The 16,932-nt window shown below is 70.5% G+C and carries 17 protein-coding genes; 10 read left to right on the forward strand and 7 right to left on the reverse strand.

Annotation, left to right across the window (positions count from 1 at the left end):
• The gene (locus ACIBK4_RS14230; protein WP_398994918.1) at positions 1–957 is read right to left on the reverse strand and encodes a glutamate ABC transporter substrate-binding protein; all 957 of its coding nucleotides are present in this window, start codon (positions 955–957) and stop codon (positions 1–3) included.
• Between the two features lie 154 nt (positions 958–1,111).
• The gene (locus ACIBK4_RS14235) at positions 1,112–1,852 is read right to left on the reverse strand and encodes an amino acid ABC transporter ATP-binding protein (protein WP_398994919.1); all 741 of its coding nucleotides are present in this window, start codon (positions 1,850–1,852) and stop codon (positions 1,112–1,114) included.
• Positions 1,853–1,934: 82 nt separating this feature from the next.
• Between ACIBK4_RS14235 and ACIBK4_RS14240 the strand changes: the two genes are divergently transcribed.
• The gene (locus tag ACIBK4_RS14240; protein WP_398994920.1) at positions 1,935–2,981 is read left to right on the forward strand and encodes a LysR family transcriptional regulator; all 1,047 of its coding nucleotides are present in this window, start codon (positions 1,935–1,937) and stop codon (positions 2,979–2,981) included.
• Between the two features lie 16 nt (positions 2,982–2,997).
• Here the strand turns inward: ACIBK4_RS14240 and ACIBK4_RS14245 are convergent, their stop codons facing one another.
• On the reverse strand, positions 2,998–4,035 hold the full coding sequence (locus ACIBK4_RS14245) for a LacI family DNA-binding transcriptional regulator (RefSeq protein WP_398994921.1): 1,038 nt from the start codon (positions 4,033–4,035) through the stop codon (positions 2,998–3,000).
• 241 nt (positions 4,036–4,276) lie between these two features.
• On the opposite strand from ACIBK4_RS14245, the gene ACIBK4_RS14250 reads away from it, so the two are divergent.
• From ACIBK4_RS14250 to hydA, 9 genes are read left to right on the forward strand one after another with little or no spacing between them, the layout of a single operon-like run.
• Complete coding sequence (locus tag ACIBK4_RS14250) at positions 4,277–5,227, forward strand: dihydrodipicolinate synthase family protein (protein WP_398994922.1); 951 nt, start codon at positions 4,277–4,279, stop codon at positions 5,225–5,227.
• Between the two features lie 7 nt (positions 5,228–5,234).
• Positions 5,235–6,110, forward strand: coding sequence for an ABC transporter substrate-binding protein (locus ACIBK4_RS14255; RefSeq protein ID WP_398994923.1), 876 nt, complete (start codon positions 5,235–5,237; stop codon positions 6,108–6,110).
• A gap of 19 nt (positions 6,111–6,129) precedes the next feature.
• A complete protein-coding gene (locus tag ACIBK4_RS14260; RefSeq protein ID WP_398994924.1) occupies positions 6,130–6,849 on the forward strand; it encodes an amino acid ABC transporter permease in 720 nt (239 codons plus the stop codon).
• Positions 6,846–7,601, forward strand: coding sequence for an amino acid ABC transporter ATP-binding protein (locus ACIBK4_RS14265; protein WP_398994925.1), 756 nt, complete (start codon positions 6,846–6,848; stop codon positions 7,599–7,601). The genes ACIBK4_RS14260 and ACIBK4_RS14265 overlap by 4 nt, the downstream gene beginning before the upstream one ends.
• Before the next feature lie 35 nt (positions 7,602–7,636).
• On the forward strand, positions 7,637–7,930 hold the full coding sequence (locus tag ACIBK4_RS14270; protein ID WP_398994926.1) for a (2Fe-2S)-binding protein: 294 nt from the start codon (positions 7,637–7,639) through the stop codon (positions 7,928–7,930).
• Between the two features lie 4 nt (positions 7,931–7,934).
• On the forward strand, positions 7,935–9,296 hold the full coding sequence (locus ACIBK4_RS14275; protein WP_398994927.1) for an FAD-dependent oxidoreductase: 1,362 nt from the start codon (positions 7,935–7,937) through the stop codon (positions 9,294–9,296).
• Entirely contained in the window at positions 9,293–10,456 is a 1,164-nt protein-coding gene (locus ACIBK4_RS14280) for an NAD(P)/FAD-dependent oxidoreductase (RefSeq protein ID WP_398994928.1), read from the forward strand. The genes ACIBK4_RS14275 and ACIBK4_RS14280 overlap by 4 nt, the downstream gene beginning before the upstream one ends.
• A gap of 13 nt (positions 10,457–10,469) precedes the next feature.
• Positions 10,470–10,850 carry a gamma-glutamylcyclotransferase gene (locus tag ACIBK4_RS14285; protein WP_398994929.1) on the forward strand — a complete coding sequence of 127 codons (381 nt, stop codon included), beginning with the start codon at positions 10,470–10,472 and terminating at the stop codon, positions 10,848–10,850.
• 31 nt (positions 10,851–10,881) lie between these two features.
• On the forward strand, positions 10,882–12,303 hold the full coding sequence (hydA, locus tag ACIBK4_RS14290; protein ID WP_398994930.1) for a dihydropyrimidinase: 1,422 nt from the start codon (positions 10,882–10,884) through the stop codon (positions 12,301–12,303).
• A gap of 38 nt (positions 12,304–12,341) precedes the next feature.
• Here hydA and ACIBK4_RS14295 read toward each other — a convergent pair whose 3' ends face one another.
• The 4 genes from ACIBK4_RS14295 to ACIBK4_RS14310 form a co-directional block, all read right to left on the reverse strand.
• On the reverse strand, positions 12,342–13,814 hold the full coding sequence (locus tag ACIBK4_RS14295; RefSeq protein ID WP_398994931.1) for a carboxylesterase/lipase family protein: 1,473 nt from the start codon (positions 13,812–13,814) through the stop codon (positions 12,342–12,344).
• On the reverse strand, positions 13,811–14,722 hold the full coding sequence (locus tag ACIBK4_RS14300) for an MBL fold metallo-hydrolase (protein WP_398994932.1): 912 nt from the start codon (positions 14,720–14,722) through the stop codon (positions 13,811–13,813). The genes ACIBK4_RS14295 and ACIBK4_RS14300 overlap by 4 nt, the downstream gene beginning before the upstream one ends.
• 43 nt (positions 14,723–14,765) lie before the next feature.
• Positions 14,766–15,743 (reverse strand): hypothetical protein, encoded by a 978-nt coding sequence (locus ACIBK4_RS14305; protein WP_398994933.1) that lies wholly within the window; start codon positions 15,741–15,743, stop codon positions 14,766–14,768.
• Between the two features lie 209 nt (positions 15,744–15,952).
• Positions 15,953–16,900 carry a helix-turn-helix transcriptional regulator gene (locus ACIBK4_RS14310; RefSeq protein ID WP_398994934.1) on the reverse strand — a complete coding sequence of 316 codons (948 nt, stop codon included), beginning with the start codon at positions 16,898–16,900 and terminating at the stop codon, positions 15,953–15,955.
• Between the last annotated feature and the right edge of the window lie 32 nt (positions 16,901–16,932).

Raw genomic sequence — 16,932 nt, forward strand, 5'->3', positions numbered from 1 at the left:
TCAGCTGCCCTCGACCGAGCCGATCACCGGCGGCTTGGGCGCGGCACCGGTGACGGCGGTGCCCAGGGTCGCCTTCCACAGCTTCGCCCACGCGCCGCTGGCCTCGATCTTCTTCAGCCAGGCGTCGACGAACTTCTTCATCTCCGGGTCGGCCTTCGGCGTACCGATGCCGTAGGGGTCGGTGGTGAAGGGCTGTCCGACCACCTTGACCGACGGGTCGCGGTACTGCGTGCCGACGAGGATCGCCTGGTCGATCACATAGGCGTCGGCCCGGCCCTGCTTGACGGCCTGCACACACTGGCTGTTTCCGTCGAAGAGGATCACCTTCGCCTTCGGGGCGAAGTCCTTGATGTCGTTGGCCGCCGTCGAACCGCTCTGCGTGCACACGGTCTTGCCGTTGAGATCGGCCACCGACTTGATGCCGGTGTTGGCCTTCTTGACGAGGATCGCGTCGCCGGAGGAGTAGTACGGCCCGGCGAAGTCGACCTTCTTGGCCCGCTCCGGGGTGATGGAGTACGTGGCGAACACCGTGTCGACGGTGCCGTTCCGGAGCAGTTGCTCGCGGGTGGCCACGCTGACCTGGACCAGCTTGGTGGAGGTCTTCCCGGTGATGTACTTCGCCAGCATCGCGGCCAACCCGGCGTCGAATCCGGTGAGTTCGCCGGTGACGGGGTCCTTGAGCGAGAAGAGCGCGGAGGTGTCGGTGCCGCCGACGATCAGCGTCCCGCGCTTCTTGATCTTCGCCATGAGGCTGCCGGCCGGTATCTGGTCGGCGGACGCAACAGGGGCGGCGGCGAGGATCTCGTCGTACGACTTCGAGGCGTCCGCGGCGGCGGAGCCGGACGAACCGGAGGCGGCCGGCAGGGTCGTGGACCCGCCGCAGGCGGTGAGGGTCAGGGCGAGCGTGGCCGTGGCGGAGGCGGCACCGAGGACACGGCGGGACCGGGACAGTCTCATCGGGCGGAATCCCTTTCGTCATTGCGCGAATGCGAGGCGGGGTGGCGAATACGAGGTGCAGTGAATACGGGGTGCGGCGAATACGGGGGGTGCGGCGGCTGCCGGACTCGGTGACTCCGGTAGCTCCGGTGGCTTCAGTGGCTCTTCAGTGGCTTCAGTGGCTGAGGACCTTCGACAGGAATTCACGGGCCCGTTCGGTGCGGGGCGCGTCGAAGAATTCGTCGGGGGTGGCGGTCTCGTGGACGCGGCCCTCGTCGAGGAAGACGATCCGGTCGGCGACGCGTCGCGCGAACCCCATTTCATGGGTGACGACGAGCATGGTCATCCCGTCGGCCGCCAGCGCGGCCATGACGTCGAGCACCTCGCCGACCGTCTCCGGGTCCAGTGCCGAGGTTGGTTCGTCGAAGAGCAGGACCTGCGGGTCCATCGCCAACGCCCGTGCGATGGCGACCCGTTGCTGCTGCCCACCGGACAACTGCGCGGGCCGGGCGTCCGCCTTGTCGCCGAGTCCGACCCGGTCGAGGAGCTGCCGGGCGCGCTCGACGGCCTCCTGGCGGGAGAGGCCGCGCACGCGGGTCGGGGCGAGGGTGATGTTGTCGAGCACGCTGAGATGCCCGAAGAGGTTGAACGACTGGAAGACCATCCCCACCCGGGCCCGCAACCGCGCCAGTTCGCCTCCCTCTTCGGGCAGGGGAACGCCCGCCAGACTGATCAGGCCGGAGTCGACGGTCTCCAGCCGGTTCACGCACCGGCACAGCGTCGACTTCCCGGAACCGGACGCGCCGAGCAGGACGACGACCTCGCCGGTGTGGATGTCGAGGTCGATGTCGCGCAGCACATGGTTATCCCCGAAGTGCTTGTTCACTTTTTCTATACGTACGAGAACATCAGGCACGCGATCAGCATCGTCGGCGCCACTAGCGGCCGTCCAATTCGAATGTCACCCGGAATTAATAAAGGCTCTTTATGCTTGCCGGATGTACGACCCCCGACAGTTGCAGGTCCTGGCCGAGGTCGCCCGTACCGGCACCTACACGGCCGCGGCCGACGCCCTCGGCTACACGCAGCCCGCGATCAGCTATCAGATGCGGATGCTGGAGCGGTCGGTCGGCGCGCCCTTGGTCACCCGTCGCGGCCGGGGCGTTCAACTCACCCCGGAGGGACGGGCGTTGGCCCGCCACGCGGGAACGGTGCTGGCCGCGCTGCGCACCGCCGAGGACGAACTGGCCGCGCTCACCGCCCCCGAGGCCGGCCGGGTCCGCCTGTCCGCGATGCAGAGCAGCTGCGTCAGCCTGGTCCCCCGCGCCCTCGGCACCCTCCGCAGGACCCGCCCGGAACTGGAGGTCACGGTCACCCAGGCCGAGTGCCACGTCTCGCACGGGCTGTTGCTGGAGGGTGCGGTCGAACTGGCGGTGATGTGCGACCTGGACTTCAACGACACGGCTCTGTCCGGGAGTTCGGGCGTCACGCGTGACGGCACCAGCGCACGTGACGGCACCAGCAAACATGACAGCACGGGCACACGTGACAGCGCCGGCACCCCCGACAGCACGGGTGATCCGTCCGTCGCCGTGGACCCCCGCCTGCGTCGCGTCCCGCTGCTGACCGACCGCCGCTGTGTCCTGCTCCCGGCCGACCACCCCGCCGCCGCCTCGCCGACGGTGTCGTTGGCCGACCTCGCGGGCGAGCGCTGGGTGCTGGAGTCCGGCCGTACGCGCTTCCTGGCCGCGTGCCGTGACGCCGGGTTCGCGCCCCGGATCGCCGCCACCGCTGACGACCAACTGACCCTGCACAGCCTGGTCGCCAACCGCATCGGCCTCGCGGTGATGAACGAACTCGGTGTGACGGCCCACTTCGACCCCCGGGTCGTCGCCCGCCCTCTCACCGACTGGCCGGTCCGCCGCGTCTTCGCCCTGCTCTGGCCGGACACGCTGCGGATCCCGGCGGCCGCCGCACTCCTTCACGCGCTGCGCGACACGGCTGGGCCGACGAACGACTCACCAGCGAGCCGACAGGCCAACTGACACCAAGAGCCGGCCGTTACTCCACCCGGCGCGGGGCCGTTGTCGACTCGCGTACCACCAGCCGGGAGCCGACGCGGATCAGCCGGCCGGTGCTCTCCGGGTCGGGGTCGCCGTTGTCGGGGCGGCTGTCGATGCGGCGCAGCAGTTGTTCCGCCGCGAGTTCGCCGAGGTCGCGGGCTCCGTTGTCGACGACGGTGATCGGCGGGTGCCAGTACGGGAACCAGGGGGCTTCCTCGTGGCACACGAGCGAGAGCTGCTCCGGCACCTGGACCCCGAGCTGCACCAGGCCGCCGAGCACCCCGAACGTCGCTTCGTGGTTGGCGCTGTACAGCGCGGTGGGCGTGTTGCCCGCGGCCATCAGCCGCATGACCGACTCCGCGCCGAACGGCACGGTGTACGGGCCGCGTGCGCACAGGGCGGGATCGGGTTCGAGTCCGGCGGCCGCCAGGGCCGCGGCGAATCCCGCGTACCGGTCGCGTCCGGAGTCGACGTGGGGCGGGCCGCCGATGAAGGCGATGTTCCGGTGCCCGAGGTCGAGCAGGTGGCGGACGGCCAGTTCGGCGCCGTCCCGGTCGCTGGCCATCACCGAGTCGCCGGGGGCGCTGTCGGGGGTGCGCATCAGGTTGACCACGGGGATGCCGGCCGCGCTCACCTCGCGGACCGTCGCGGTGTTGTCGCCGGTGCCCACGATGATCAGGCCGTCGACGCGGTGGTCCAACAGCATGTCCAGGTAACGGCGTTCGCGCGCGGGGTCCGAGTCGGTGACGCACAGGAGCACTTGGTAGCCGCGTTCGTCCAGCCGCTGCTGGAGCACCTCGGTGATGCGGTGGAACGAGGCGTTCACCAGGTTGGTTATCACCAGCCCGACGAGATTGCTGCGCCGGGTGCGCAGTCCGCTGGCGATCCGGTTGGGGCGGTAGCCGAGCCGTTCCGCCGCGGACTGCACCGCGCGCTTCGTCTGCGCACTGACCCGACTGGAACCGCTGAGCACCCGCGAAGCCGTGCTCTTGGAGACCCCTGCCGCCTCGGCCACCTGGTCCAAGGTGACGGACACCGGCCCACCCCCGATCATGAAATCGATCCCATACGGCCCTTCCCGCACGCCGAGCCGTGATCGCCATCATGTCAGACGCGGTCGAGTCGGTGGCGTAAACAGTGCGTTTCGTCAGCAGTTTCCGGCCAGAACGAGGTTGACCCTCGCCTCGGACCGATGTCACGGTGCTGTGCAATCGATCCCACGGAGTCGTCCCACAAGGTGTTGGCCTGACGGGACGGACACTCGATCGGAGCTCACCATGAACACCTCGGTCGCCGCCCCCTGGCGCGGCTACTGGCCGGCCGCACCCACCCCCTTCACCGCCGACGGCTCCCTCGACGAGGACGCCTGGCGCGCACTGCTCACGCTGTACGCGGAGCACGGCGTGCACGGAGTCCTGGTGAACGGCACGACCGGCGAGTGGTTCTCCCAGACCCCCGAGGAGCGCCGCCGGGTGGCCGAGATCGCGGTCACCGAACTCTCCGGACAGATACCGGTGGTCATCGGCTGCGGCGCGTACACCGCGGCCGAGTCCGCCCGCTACGGCGAGCACGCCCGCTCGATCGGCGCGGACGGCATCCTCACCACCCCGCCGCCCTACGTCCACCCGAGCCAGGACGAGATCCACGCCTTCTACGCCACCCTCGCCGGGGCGGTCGACCTGCCGCTCATGGTCTACAACTGGCCGCGCGGCACGGCCGTCGACATCAGCGTCAACACCCTTGTCGAACTGGCCGAGTTGGACACCGTGGTGGCCGTCAAGGACAGCTCCGGCGACGAGTTGAAGGTCGCGGACACCTGCGCCGCGCTGGCCGGGAAGGTCCAGGTCTTCGGCCGTTTCATCCACCGCCGGGGCATGGCCGTCATGGCCGAGTTCGGCGGTGCCGGAAACATCGACGGCGGCGGCCTCGGCGCCCCCTTCGCCGTCCCCTTCTACGAGGCCTACTGGGCGGGCGACTTGGCCCTCGCCCGGGAATGGTCCGCACGCTACGAACGGCTTGTGAACCTGCTCGTCAACGACGACTACAGCTCACGGTTCGCCTCACCCACCTCGCAGCTCAAAGCCGCCATGCGGCTGCTCGGGCAGCCCGGAGGGCATGTACGCCCCCCGCTGCTTCCCCTGAAGGACCCGTCCGCGCTGCTCGGCCTGTCCGAGGCGCTCGACGAGGCCGGGCTGCAGCCCTGTTCCACCAGCACCGGAAAAAGGTGAACCGACCGTGCGCAGACTTCTCATCGCGGCCTCCTCCGCAGCCGCCCTGCTCCTGGCCCTGACGGCCTGCGGCAACGGGGACTCGTCCTCCTCGTCCGCCGCCGCGGCCCCGACCGGCTGCACGCCCAAGGTGGGCAAGGCGGACCTGGTCAAGGCGGGCACGCTGACGATCTCGACCAACGCGACCCTGCCGCCCATGCAGTACCTGGACTCCTCCAACAAGATCGTCGGCATGCGGGTGGACCTCGGCGACGAGATAGCCAAACTCCTCTGTCTCACCCCGAAGTTCGTCAACATCCCCTTCGACGCGCAGATCCCCGGCGTGCAGTCCGGCCGCTGGGACATGATCGACACCGGCATGTTCTACACACCGGAGCGCGCCAAGACCGTCAAGCTCGTCCCGTACGAGATCCAGGGCGTCTCCATCTCCGTCGCCAAGGGCAACCCGAAGAAGATCACCTCCGAGGACGACCTCTCCGGCAAGACCATCGCCGTAGAGGCGCCCGGCTACGAGTTCGACACCCTCACCGCGCTCAACAAGGAACTGAAGGCGGCCGGCAAGAAGCAGGTCACCGTCCGCACCTTCACCACCACCGCCGACGCCTACCAGGCACTGTCCGCGGGCCAGGTCGAGGGCGTGGCCATCGTCGAGGCGGTCACCAGCTACTACCAGAAGGACGGCCGCTTCGAGACGGCGGTCAAGGGCATGAACCCGGCCCCGCTCGCCCTCGGCTTCGGCAAGCAGAAGCCCGCCGACGCGGTCTCGGAGGCGCTCAACACCCTTCGCAGCAACGGGTACTTGGCCACGTTGTTCAAGAAGTACGGCGTCACGGCCTACACCGGCGACCTCAAGGTGACCACCGGCGCGATCAGCGCGAAGTAGCGATCGAAGGGCGAGAGCCATGTGGTCCTGGGATGCCTTCTTCTCCTTCCTCACCAACCCCCAGCTCATTCAGGGAGCTTGGACGACGATCTGGCTGACCACGGTCAGCATGGCGCTCGCCCTGCCGCTCGCCGTACTCGTGGCGCTCGGCCGGGCGTCGCGCATCGCACCGGTCCGGGCGGTCACCGGCTTCTACGTGTGGCTGATGCGCGGCACCCCTCTCCTGGTCCAACTGGTCATCATCTACACGGGGTTGCCCCAACTGGGCCTGCGCCTCGGCGTGATCAGCGCGGCCCTGACCGGTCTGGTCCTCAACGAGGCGGCGTACCTCTCGGAGATCGTCCGCGCCGGGGTGATGTCGGTCCCGCGCGGCCAGTCCGAGGCCGCCCGCGCGCTGGGCATGCCACCCTGGAAGGTGTTCCGGGTGGTGGTCATGCCGCAGGCGCTGCGGGTGATGGTCCCGCCGCTCGGCAACAGCTTCAACGGTCTGCTCAAGACGACCACGCTCGTCTCGGTGATCTCCGTCGAAGAACTGCTGCGCCGCACCCAGTTCGCCGTCCAGACCAACTTCCGTGTCCTGGAAGGCCTTACGGCGGCCGCCCTGTACTACCTGGCGATGACCACCCTGTGGGGACTGGTCCAGCGGTGGCTGGAGATCCGGGTGGGCCGCGGTCACGAAAACAGGCCGAGCAGCAGCCGCCGCATAAAAAGCGCGGTCCTCGAATTGGAGACCCGATGAACACCGAGACGGTCGTCGAAGCGCGCCAAGTACGCAAGTCCTACGGCGGAGTCGAGGTCCTCAAAGGCATCGACCTGACCGTCCGGCAGGGCGAGGTCGTCCTCGTCCTGGGCCCTTCGGGCGGCGGCAAGAGCACCTTCCTGCGCACCCTCAACCACCTGGAGACCCCCGACTCGGGCACCGTCACCATCTGCGGCGAACGGATCGGCTACGGCGAGAAAGGCGCCCTGCGGGAAAGCCGCATCGCCGTCCAACGGCGGCGTACCGGGATGGTGTTCCAGCAGTTCAACCTGTTCCCGAACATGACCGCGCTGGACAACGTGGCGTCCGGTCCGGTGCATGTGAACGGTGTCTCCAAGTCCGAAGCACGCGGCGCTGCGGGCGAGTTGCTGGCCATGGTGGGACTCGCCGACAAGACCGGCTCCTACCCGTCCCAGCTCTCCGGCGGCCAGCAGCAGCGGGTGGCCATCGCCCGTGCCCTGGCGATGCGCCCGGAGTTGCTGCTCTTCGACGAGCCCACCTCCGCGCTCGACCCGGAGATGGTCGGCGAGGTCCTCGACGTCATGGTCCGGCTCCGCGAGGAGGGGATGACCATGATCGTCGTCAGCCACGAGATGGGCTTCGCCCGGGCGGCGGCCGACCGGGTGGCGTTCATCGCCGACGGCCTGGTGGTGGAGGACAAGTCCCCGGACCTCTTCTTCTCCGCGCCGGAACACGAACGCACCCGCCAGTTCCTGGACCGCGTCCTGTGAACCCCCCACCCCTCTCGATCCCTGTGAGCACAGCCATGAGCACCAACTCCCGGCCGGAGACGGTCACTTTGACCATCGACGGCACCCCCGGCCAGGCCTGGGCGGGCCAGTCCGTGACCGCCGTCCTGGTCGCGGCCGGCATCTGGCCGCTGCGCCGCAACCCGGTCAACGGCCAGTTGCGCGGCCCCTTCTGCGGGATGGGCGTCTGCCTGGAGTGCGAGGTGACCATCAACGGCCGCCCCGGCACCCGGAGTTGCACCGCGCACGTCACCGACGGCATGGACATCCGCACCCACACCGAGCCCCTGCCGACGGCCGCCCATGGCTGACGTCATGGCGGAGTCGGAGGCGGATGTCGCGGTCATCGGGGGCGGACCGGCGGGACTGCACGCGTCGCTGGTCCTGGCCAGGGGCGGTCTGAGCGTCGTCCTGCTCGACGAGTCCGACACCCTGGGCGGGCAGTACTACAAGCGCCGGGCCGAGCAACTCACCGCCGCCTTCGGCGACTTCCGCCCGCGCGGCACCGAACTGATCGGCCAGGTACGGGACTCCGGGGTCGACGTCCGCACCGGCACCCTGGTCTGGGGCGCCGAGGACGCGGGCCGCACCCTCTTCACCTCCGACGTCCGCACGGGCGCCCTCGGCCGCGTCAGCACCCGGGCCACACTCGCCGCCACCGGCGCCTACGAACGCACTCTCCCCTTCCCGGGCTGGACGCTACCGGGTGTGGTCACCCCGGGGTTCGCCCTGCACCTGGCCACCATGGACCGGGTTCCCGTGGGCCAACGGGTCGTGCTGGCCGGAACCGGGCCGTTCCTGCTGCCGGTCGCGTGCGCGCTGCTGGAGGTGGGCGCCCGGATCGAGGCACTGGTCGAGCTCAACCACCCCTACCGGCCCGGGGTTTCCTCGATCGGCGGGGCGCTGCGGCAGCCCGCCCGGCTCGCGGAGGCGGCCCGCTATCTGCTCACCCTGGCCCGGCACGGCGTCCGCGTCGAACAGGGCGCCCGTGTGCTGGCCGCACACGGCGACACCCGGGTCACCGCGGTGGACATCGGCCAAGAGGACGGCAGCGTACGGCGGTTGGAGACCGACGCACTGTGCGTGGGCTTCGGCTTCCGCCCCAGCACCGAACTCCCCCGACTCCTGGGCTGCCTTACCGAGCCGGACCCGACCGGCACGGAGCAACTCCCGGTCGTGGACCCGGACGGCGCGACCTCGGTGGACGGCCTGTACGTCGCCGGGGACTGTGCCGGTATCGCGGGCGTGCACGCGGCGGGAGTACGGGGGCAGCTCGCCGCCCACGCGATCCTGCGCCGCCTGGCACCCGAACGCGCGCCCGTGCGGCTGTCCGGTCTCCGCCGCCGGGCCCGCTCTCTGGACCGTTTCGCCGAACTGGCCGACCGCCTCTACCCGTTGCCGGACACGACCGACCTCCCCGACGCCACCCAGATCTGCCGCTGCGAGGGCGTCAGCGCGGGCGAGATCCGGCAGGCCGCCGCGACCGGCTGGAACGACCTGCACGGCACCAAGGCCGCCACCCGCGCCGGCATGGGCCCCTGCCAGGGCCGCGAATGCGGCCACATCGTCGCAGCGTTGACCGGACGGAGCGAGGGCGGGCTGGAGTGCTTCGCGGCCCGTATGCCGATACGGCCGCTGCCGATGGCCGCGACGGTCGAAGGGCAGGAGGTCCCGTGACCCGGCCCGACGTCATCGTCATCGGCGCCGGCATCCTCGGCGCCAGTGCGGCCTTCCATCTCGCCGAACGCGGTTACCGGGTCGTGGTGTTGGAGCGCGGCGCGCCCAACCGCGAGGGCTCCGGGACCACCGCGGGCAACCTCCACATCCAGGCGATCCACACCCGCCGCCCGGGCCAGGAGGTCCCGGTCGACAGTGCCCGTCTGCTGCCGTTGCAACGCCGGGCGTCGGACCACTGGGCGCAGATCGAGGAACGGCTCGGCGCGGACGTGGAGTTGCGGCGTGGCGGCGGCTTCATGGTCGCCGAAACAGCGCTCCAGGAAGAGGAGTTGAGGGAGAAGCACGAGTGGGAGCGGGAGGCCGGCATCCCCACCGAGGTGCTCACCGGTGACGAGGCGCGCAAGGAACTGCCGTTGCTCTCCGACCGGGTACGCGCGGCCAGTTGGTGTCCGCTGGACGGTTACGCCAACCCGCTCCTGATCACCCCCGCCTATCTGGCCGCGGCCCGCCGTCTCGGTGCCGAACTGCATGCCTTCACTCCTGTGACCGGCATCCAGCGGGTCGGCGACGACTACAAGGTGCTTTCGGGAGACCGGAGTTGGACCGCACCGGTGGTCGTCAACGTGGCCGGGCCGTGGATCACCGGGATCTCCGCACTCGCCGGGGTGGGGATCCGGATGTCCCCGGTCGCGATCCAGATGCATGTGACCGTGCGGGTCCCGCCGGTCATGCACCATCTGGTCCAGCACATCGGCGAGGGCATGTCGGTCAAGCAGGTCAGCGCGGGCAACCTGCTGATCGGCGGCGGCTGGCCCGCGGCGAAGCTCGACATGGAGGGCCGCAGCACCGTCAGCGTGCCCAGCATGGCCGGCAACCTCGCGCAGGCCGGGCGCATCCTGCCGTTCCTCGGCGACCTGCGGCTGCTGCGCATGTGGGCCGGACCGCTGGCCGCGACCCCGGACGAGATGCCGGTGATCGGTGAAGTCCCGGGCCACCCCGGGTTCTTCGTCGCGGGCGGCACCTACGCCTTCACCCTCGCCCCGGTGTGGGGCGACACGCTGGCCCGCCAGATCGCCGGCGAGCCCCCGGCCGACCCGGTCGACGACCTGGGCCCCGGCCGCCTGCTGCACGACGACGCCACCACTCCCGTATCACCCTGAAAGGCACTCCCCCATGACCCTGAGAATGTTCGTCAACGGCCAGGCCATGTCCGGCGGCACCCTCAACCACGCGCTGAGCGACGCCCGCCTCCTCGGCCCCGCCCGCACGGCACCCACGTACCAGTTCTTCTCCGTACGCGACGAGTTCCCCGGCCTGCACCCCCTCACGGAGGGCGGCGCGGCGATCAACGGCGAGGTGTACGAAGTCAGTTACGAGGTGCTGCGCGAGCAACTGCTACCCAAGGAGCCCGAGGAACTCGAACTCGGTGTGATCGCGCTGGCGGACGGCTCGGGTTCCTTCTCGATGCGGATGCGCGCCTCCGCGCTGACGGCCCCCGGCGTCGTCGACATCACCACCCACGGCGGCTGGCACGCCTACCTCGCCTCGCTCTGACACCTACTCGCTCACTCGCTGGAGGTCTGCCGTGTCCCACCCCTCATCGATCCAGCCCGTCGACCTCGTCGTCCGGGGCGGCACAGTGGTCAACGCCGACTGGCAGGGCGCCGCGGACGTCCTGGTGGGCGGCGGCAAGGTGCTCGGGGTGGTGGAGCCGGGCGCATACCGCGCCCAACAGTCCCCCGGCACCGTCGAGTTGGACGCCTCCGGCCGCCTCGTGCTGCCCGGCGGCGTCGACCCGCACTGCCATGTCGGCTTCACCTCGGGGGACTTCACCTCCCTCGACGACTACCGTCAGGCGACCACGGCGGCCGTCTTCGGCGGTACGACCACCATCGTGGACTTCGCCATCCCACGCCCCGGCGAGAACCCGGCCGACGTCGCCGCCGCCCAACGCGCGAAAGCGGCCCAGGGGTTGTGCGACAGCGCGCTGCACGGGTGTGTGGTCGAGTGGGACGACACCGTGCCGGAACAGCTGCGATCGATGGCCTCCGACGGCATCGTCACGGTGAAGATGTTCACCACCTACCGCGGCGAGACCATGGCCGACGAGAAGACCATCCTGAACGTGATGACGACGCTGCGCAATCTCGGCGGCATGGTGGTCATCCACTGCGAGGCCGACCACATCATCGCGGACACGCAGGAGCGCGGCGAGGCGGCCGGGTCGATCAGCGCGTCCCATCACGCCGGTACGCGGCCGGAGTTGGCCGAGAACGCGTCGGTCGCCGAGATCCTCGCCATCGCGGAGTCGGTGTCGGCCCCGGTGTACTTCGTCCACCAGTCGACACCCGAGGCGGTCGACCTGGTGGCCCGCGCGCGTGGCCGGGGAGTGCGCGCGTTCACGGAGACGGTCGCCCACCACCTGGTCCTGGACGACACCGCGTACGCGGGCCCGCACCCCGAACGCTTCGTGTGCTGCCCGCCGTTGCGGGACGCCGGCACGGTCGCCGGACTGCGCTCACGGCTGCTCATGGGCCAGGTGGCGACGATCGGCAGCGACCACTGCTGCTACGACACGGCCCAGAAGGAGTCGGTGAGCCACGACGTGCGGTCAATGCCCAACGGCCTGCCGGGAGTTGAGACACGCATGCCGGTGATCTTCAGCGAGCTGGTGGTCAAGGGCGGCCTGCCGGTGGGCCGCTTCGTCGAGTTGACGTGTGCCAACCCGGCCCGGCTCAACGGCCTCTACCCTCGCAAGGGAGTCATCGCACCCGGTTCGGACGCGGACCTGGCGATCTGGAACCCCACGGCCACCCGCACCGTCCACAGCACCGCCCTGCACATGGCCACGGACTACACGCCGTACGAGGGCATGTCCGTGACCGGCTGGCCCGAGACCGTCGTGGTGGGCGGCCGTCCCGTCGTGGAGTCCGGCCGTCTGACGGACACCGAACCCCGGGGCCGCCACCTGCGCTCGGGCCCACTGAGCCGGTCCCTGGTCTGCTGACCCCGCGAAGCCGACGGCCACCCGGCGCCAGGACAGGCTCAGGACGCGCTGGTCATGCTCCACACTTCGTCGATGACAGCGGTCGCGCGATCAGCGAGGTCGTACCGGGGCCAGCCCGGGTCACCGTCCCGGATGAACGCGGTCCACGCCGCGTGTGTGCGGTCCGCCAGGTCGGCCGGGGGGCGGTGCGGGCCGAGCAGGGCGGTGTCGCCGTACAGGGTGGGCAGGTCGGTGCGGTGGAAGACGAACGGCAGTTCCACGCAGTGGCAGGCGCCGAGGGTGCCGCCGAAGGCGGGTGAACGCCAGGCGAACTCGTAGGCGAAGGTGCGGGCTTGCCGGTGACGGGCGTGGGCGTCGGCGAGGAGTCGGCTGCCCTGGGTGAAGGTGTCCGTGATGAGTCGGCTCGCCAACTCGCTCGGCTGGGCGACCGGTTCGTGGGAACGGTACGCGGTGAGCCGTTCCCGGGGGTTGGTCAGGCGCCGTTCGGCGAGGGCGAGGAGCTGGGTCTCGGTCATGGGGGCGCCCGAGGGCACGGTGTAGAGGTTGGCCTCCTCTCGGTTGGTGCCGATGAGCAGGTCCACGTCTGCGCCGTGACCGCCGTACACCGCGTCGGCGGGCTGTCGGTCCAGGGAGCGGCCGTCGATGACGCACTTCGCCGGGCTCTCGCCGAGTGACGTGTCGAGCGGACCGTCCGGTATGACGACGACCGGGCCGATCGCGCCGAGTGCCTCCGTCAGCCGCCGGTCGTCAACGGCGCCCAGATCGGCGGGAGTTGCCCGGACGTTCAGTGCCTCGGCCACCGCCCGGGTGGTCAGCGCGGCCTGTTCCGCGCTGATCGCCGCCGTACCGCTGCCGCTCTGGCTGATCGCCCGGCTGAAGAGGCGTTCGCGTCGAGCGTGGGGGTTGGCGAGCAGTGCGGCGACGATCATCGCCCCGGCGGACTGTCCCGCGACGGTCACCTTGCCCGGGTCGCCGCCGAAGGCCGCCGCGTTCTCGGCCACCCAGCGGAGCGCGGCGACGACGTCGAGCAGTCCGCGGTTGGCCGGCGCTCCCGGAATGTCGAGCCAACCGGCGACCCCCAGACGGTAGTTGAGGGTGACGGTGACGACGCCGTCGCGGGCGAAGGACGAACCGTCGTAGAGCGGCGCCTGACCCGAGCCCGAGATGAGGCCTCCGCCGTGCACGAAGACCAGCACCGGCAGCCCGCCAGAGGGGTCGGCGGGGCCGGTGACCGTCACGGTGAGGTAGCCGGAGTCCGGGATCCAGCCGGTGCCGAGGACCGGGGACAGGTCCAGGCCGCCGAAGCCGGAACGGGCCCGGGCGGGCGCGGTTCCGCCGGGCACGGTCGCGTCCCGTACGCCGTCCCACCGTGCGGCCGGGGCTGGCGCGGCGAACCGGGCGGGACCGGTCATCGGGGCGGCGTAGGGGATCGACGCGAAGGTGCGGACACCGGCGTGGAGAGTGCCCCTGACCAGTCCGCCGGTCGTGCGGACGACCGGCGCGCCGCTCACACCCGCTCCTCGAACGGCGCCCACGACTGGATCGCGTACACCGAACCGGTCCTCCGCACCCGGGCCCCCGAACCGCCCCGCAGATGCGCGGGGAAGACCAACGCGCCCTGGTCGGCGGCCTGTTCCAGCACGCGTCGCCGTGTCACGCGCGCGGCGAGCGGGTCCTCGCAGAAGCAGCTGTTGGCGTCCGGCTCGATGAACTGCACCGGGTTGTGCAGCACATCGCCGACGAACACCGCCGACTCGCCGCCCGACCGCAGCGTGAGCACCGAGGAGCCCGGGGTGTGTCCCGGTGCGTACTCCAGACGCAGGGCGCCGTCGATGTCGTAGGCGTCCTCCCACAGCACGGCCCGGCCGGACGCTAGGACCGGTGCCACGCTGTCGTCGAAGACGTTCGCGTTGGCCGCCGCCGTCCGGGCGGGACGGGTGCGTCGGGCGCTGTCCGGGTGCCAGAAGTCGTGGTCGGCGCGCGGGATCAGGTAGCGGGCGTTGGGGAACGTCGGTACCCAATTCCCGTCCACCAGACGGGTGTTCCAACCGACGTGGTCGGCGTGCAGGTGGGTGTTGACCACCAGGTCGACGTTCTCCGGACGGACTCCGGCAGCGGCCAGCCGGGCCAGGAAGTCGGTGTCGCGATGGTCGAACGCCGGTGTGGCCGGGCGGGACTTGTCGTTGCCGACGCCGGTGTCCACGAGGATCGTCGCGCCGCCGCTGCGCAGGACGAACGTCTGCATCCGGGTCATCAGGAGCCCCGCGTCCGGGTCCCAGTGGTCGGGGGCGAGCCAGGAGCGGTTGTCGTCCCACACCTCCGGGCCGATGTCCGTGAACATGGTCGCCGGCGGGCGGGTGTGGGTCTCGAACTCCACCACCCGCATCACGTCGACGTCACCGAGGCCGAAGGAATCCACAGGGTGTCCTCTCTCAGATCTCAAGTCTCAACTCGCCGGAGCTTCAGCGGAGTTCACGCAGTCCGGCGACCAGGACATTGGGGTCTTCGGCCGTGACGTAGGCGGCGTTGAGCACGTAGACGCTGTTGCCGCGCACTTCGATCGCCGTGGGGTTCTGCAGGCCGTCCGCCGCGGTCAGGACGGTGGTCTGGTGCCCGTCGGGGCGGATACGCACGACGGTGTTGGTGTGGTTGAGCGCGGCGAGTATCTCGTCCCCGGCGCCGGTGAACGTGAAGTCGTCGACGGTGGTCAACCCGGTTGCCCTGACCTGGAGTTGACCCGGGCGGCCACCTGGTATGAAGGGGATGCGGAGGATGGTGCCGTCGTCCGTGTTGGACACCCACAGCGCGCCGTTGTGGACCTTCACGCCGTTGGCACCGGCGATGGCGGAGTAGGCGAGTTCGGGGGCGTTGAGCCACGCCGTTGGGGTTCCGCCGGTGACGGGGACGGTCCAGATGGCGCCCCGTACGGAGTCGGCGATGTAGAGCCTGCCGGTGCGCCGGTCCAGGGCCATGCCGTTGGGCAGGCCGGCGGCGGGCAGGGCGGCGATGCGTTCCGGGGTGCCGTGCGGCTTCAGCCGCCAGACTCCGGTCAGGTCCGAAGTGCCGGTCGCGTAAAGGAAGTAGAGGGTTCCGTCGTCGGTCCGGACGATGCCCATGGTGGGCGCGAAGTGCAGGACGGGCGTGTTGACCCCGCCGTCGGCGGGCAGCGGCATGGTGGCCAGGATGTGCGTCCTGCCGTCGGTACCGACCCGGGCGACCTGCCGGGCCACCGAGAACGTCACGTCGAGACTGCCGTCGGGTTCCAGCGCGCCGTTCTCCGGCGTCTGCCCCTTGGCCAGGTCGAAGTGCGCAGCGACGTGGGCGACTTGGGCTGCCGCCCCACCGGATGGGGTCGCGGCGGCGGGCACCGAGGCGAGACCGAAGGTTCCGATCACGACGGCCGCGACCGTCAGGGCTGCTCCTGAAAGCTTCTTGCTCATGGTGTTCTCGTCCGTTCCGGCGCGCGCGGACATGGCGCGGCCTGGCGGTAGGTGCGGTGAGGTCAGTAACAGGGAGGCATGCGGCGTGAGTTGGGCCGCTTGAGCACGGTGGCGGGACGCGCGTGGGCGCGCGCAGCGTCCACCGGTCGCGGGGCGCCTGCCAGAGGCCCGGTCGCCGGTCGCCGGTCAGGATGCTCTCAAAGTCGGTTTCAGCGAGGGCTGTTGGTGACCGTGGGCCTGCGTTCCGCAGTTTTGGTGACTTCGGTGGCTTCGGCGCCGCCGGCGGGGTCGGTGCTCGGCACGGTCAGGGTGTCGAGTCGGGCCAGAAGGGAGAGCGCGGCGGCGGACGCGGTGTCGGAGCCCGCCGTGGCCACCACGATGCGTTGGCCCTCTTCCTGGGGGACGTTCAGGGATTGCAGGTTGAGTTCCATGCGGCCGACGACCGGGTGGTGCATGCGGTACTCCGCGAGAGCCCATTTCCTGACCCCGTGCTCGGCCCACATCGTGGCGAACTCCGGGCTCTTCATGGTCAGTTCGCCGATGAGCGAGGCCAGTCGGGGATCGTCGGGGTGCCGGCCGGCGGCGAGCCGGAGTTTGCCGACGACGTTCCTGGCCTTCTTCGGCCAGTCCACGAACAGGTCCCGGGTGTGCGTGTCCAGGAACACCAGCCGTGCCATGTTCGGGCGCAGATCGGGCTGTTCGGGGATCAGCGGGTCCAAGTGCCCGGCGAACAGGGCGTGTCCGGTGCGGTTCCAGGCCAGTACGTCACTTCGGCGGCCGAGGACGATCGCGGGTGTGTCGCCGAGCGCGTCGACCAACTGCCGTGTCGCGTCGCCGATCCGCTCCGGCGCGGGCCTGCGCCGGGTGGTGGTACGGCGTGGTGCGCCGGCCAAGTCGTGCAGATGGGCGCGCTCGACCTCGTCGAGACCGAGGGCACGGGCCAGCGCCTCCAGGACCTCGGGGGACGCGTTGAGCGAACTGCCCTGTTCCAGCCGCGTGTAGTAGGACAGGCCCACCCCGGCGAGCTGGGCCAGTTCGTCGCGGCGCAGACCGGGCACCCGACGGCGCTCCCCGAAATCCGGGAGCCCCACATCCGCCGGCTGCAACTGAGCTCGGCGTGTCCTGAGGAACTCCCCCAACCGCGGCTTCTTGTTCATGCCCCGAGTATCCGCCAACGGGTCGCCGGACA

Source organism: Streptomyces sp. NPDC050528 (assembly GCF_044457795.1).
Classification (GTDB): Bacteria; Actinomycetota; Actinomycetes; order Streptomycetales; family Streptomycetaceae; genus Streptomyces.

Excerpts from the sequence above, each read along its gene's own strand:
- ACIBK4_RS14310 (WP_398994934.1), bottom strand. The coding sequence starts at position 16,900 with ATGAACAAGAAGCCGCGGTTGGGGGAGTTCCTCAGGACACGCCGAGCT.
- ACIBK4_RS14230 (WP_398994918.1), bottom strand. The coding sequence starts at position 957 with ATGAGACTGTCCCGGTCCCGCCGTGTCCTCGGTGCCGCCTCCGCCACG.
- ACIBK4_RS14305 (WP_398994933.1), bottom strand. The coding sequence starts at position 15,743 with ATGAGCAAGAAGCTTTCAGGAGCAGCCCTGACGGTCGCGGCCGTCGTG.
- ACIBK4_RS14285 (WP_398994929.1), top strand. The coding sequence starts at position 10,470 with ATGACCCTGAGAATGTTCGTCAACGGCCAGGCCATGTCCGGCGGCACC.
- ACIBK4_RS14265 (WP_398994925.1), top strand. The coding sequence starts at position 6,846 with ATGAACACCGAGACGGTCGTCGAAGCGCGCCAAGTACGCAAGTCCTAC.
- ACIBK4_RS14270 (WP_398994926.1), top strand. The coding sequence starts at position 7,637 with ATGAGCACCAACTCCCGGCCGGAGACGGTCACTTTGACCATCGACGGC.
- ACIBK4_RS14260 (WP_398994924.1), top strand. The coding sequence starts at position 6,130 with ATGTGGTCCTGGGATGCCTTCTTCTCCTTCCTCACCAACCCCCAGCTC.
- ACIBK4_RS14275 (WP_398994927.1), top strand. The coding sequence starts at position 7,935 with ATGGCGGAGTCGGAGGCGGATGTCGCGGTCATCGGGGGCGGACCGGCG.
- ACIBK4_RS14240 (WP_398994920.1), top strand. The coding sequence starts at position 1,935 with ATGTACGACCCCCGACAGTTGCAGGTCCTGGCCGAGGTCGCCCGTACC.
- ACIBK4_RS14250 (WP_398994922.1), top strand. The coding sequence starts at position 4,277 with ATGAACACCTCGGTCGCCGCCCCCTGGCGCGGCTACTGGCCGGCCGCA.